General features: G+C 52.2%; 3 protein-coding genes. All 3 read left to right on the forward strand.

Translation table 11 applies throughout. The features are described 5' to 3' along the window. Positions 1-96 precede the first annotated feature (96 nt). Entirely contained in the window at positions 97-600 is a 504-nt protein-coding gene (locus GOX75_RS20195; RefSeq protein WP_171126148.1) for an aggregation factor core, read from the forward strand. A 13-nt stretch (positions 601-613) separates the two neighbouring features. Beyond that, entirely contained in the window at positions 614-1066 is a 453-nt protein-coding gene (locus tag GOX75_RS20200) for a TspO/MBR family protein (protein WP_171126150.1), read from the forward strand. Between the two features lie 11 nt (positions 1067-1077). Beyond that, positions 1078-1556: CIA30 family protein (locus GOX75_RS20205; RefSeq protein ID WP_217354459.1), on the forward strand; the 479-nt coding region annotated here is incomplete at its 3' end.

Raw genomic sequence — 1556 nt, forward strand, 5'->3', positions numbered from 1 at the left:
CCTGTCGGCTAAACCGCGATAATCAAACGGCATAAGTCTGATCCAAGAAATCCGCCTAAGCGTATCTATCAAAAACCAATTAGGAAGGAGATAAATATGCTCCCGAAGAGTATTCTTGCGGCGATCCTTGGATCACTTGCAGCCACCTCGCTTCAAGCCGGAGTTCAAATTCGCTTCATAGAAGGCGCACCCAAAGACCGTTTTGTTTTGACAAATGTTGGAGCTTGTGAAGTAGAAGCTTCGACCCTCAAAATTGACTTGTCGCAATCTGCCGGACGTCTGATTTTCGACGTTGCCGAAAAAGGCGCGGGTGTAGAGGTATTCCAACCTCTCGAATTCGTTGAGGGTGCAGATGCTCTGCGGCAAATTCCAGCGGTCGTGGACGGGCAAGATTCAATTGTGCTTGAGATCGCCTCCTTCGCAGCCGGGGACAAACTCGCCTTTACCATCGATGTAGATGACACTATCGGGCAACGCGAAATCACCGTAACCGGGTCGGAGATCGAAGGCGCCACGGTGTCATATACTGATGCGGATAAGACCAGTACTGCGACCTTTTCTTCCGAAGCACTTGTCAACTTGACGACCAAGGACTGCTGAAAGCTATCCTACAATGTCGAATTGGTTGATCCGCATAGCATTCCTTGCGCTTGTGGTGGGCGGCGGCATCCTAATCGGGACACTGACTGCACCTGGCGAATGGTACGCGCAGCTTTCTAAACCGGCTTTCAATCCACCAAATTGGATTTTTGGGCCGGTTTGGACGGTGCTTTATGTCTTGATCGCTATGGCGGGTTGGCGCCAGTTCGAAACAGACCGAAGCTCGACCGCAATGAAGCTGTGGTGGGCGCAGATGGGTCTGAACTTTTTGTGGTCCCCAGCCTTTTTCGTACTGCAACTGCCGTGGTTTGCCCTTGTGGTCATTGTCGCGTTGTTGGCCGTAATCGTCATGTTCATCGCTCAGGTCAGGAATTCAGATCGGGCTTCCGCACTGGCCTTCCTGCCGTACTTCGCGTGGGTCGCATTTGCCACGGCGCTGAACCTTTCCATTGCGATACTGAACTGAGAAGGAACAATATGCGTGCCAACTTCATTGGGCTTGTTTCAGGTCTTGCCATCATCGGATGCACAATGGTTCAGGCTGATGGAAAATTAACGGAAGACTTCTCCAAGTCTCCGGAGACGCGTTGGCACTACGTCGCCGACACCGTAATGGGAGGAGTTTCTTCAGGGCAGGTGCAGTTTATTTCCGACGGTGATGTTGCATTCGCGCGGTTGACCGGAACCGTCAGTACAGAAAACAACGGCGGCTTCATCCAGTTGCGACGCAAGTTGCCTGATCGGCCAGATGGGGGTGTGTCGGGCGTCAGACTTTTGGTCCGAGGTAACAGCGAGCGATACTTTGTTCACCTAAGAACCCGGGGCACGGTGCTTCCGTGGCAATACTATCAGGCCGCGTTCGCAACTTTTAACGAATGGACAGAAGTTTATTTGCCTCTGTCAGGCTTCAAGGCTTCAGGTGCCATGTTGCGCGCTATTCCCGATGCGGATGCAAT

It is taken from the genome of Ruegeria sp. HKCCD7251, assembly GCF_013031165.1.
GTDB lineage: Bacteria > Pseudomonadota > Alphaproteobacteria > Rhodobacterales > Rhodobacteraceae > Ruegeria.

Bases quoted from the DNA above. Each gene is read 5' to 3' on its own strand.
- GOX75_RS20195 (WP_171126148.1), top strand. From the start codon at position 97: ATGCTCCCGAAGAGTATTCTTGCGGCGATCCTTGGATCACTTGCAGCC.
- GOX75_RS20200 (WP_171126150.1), top strand. From the start codon at position 614: ATGTCGAATTGGTTGATCCGCATAGCATTCCTTGCGCTTGTGGTGGGC.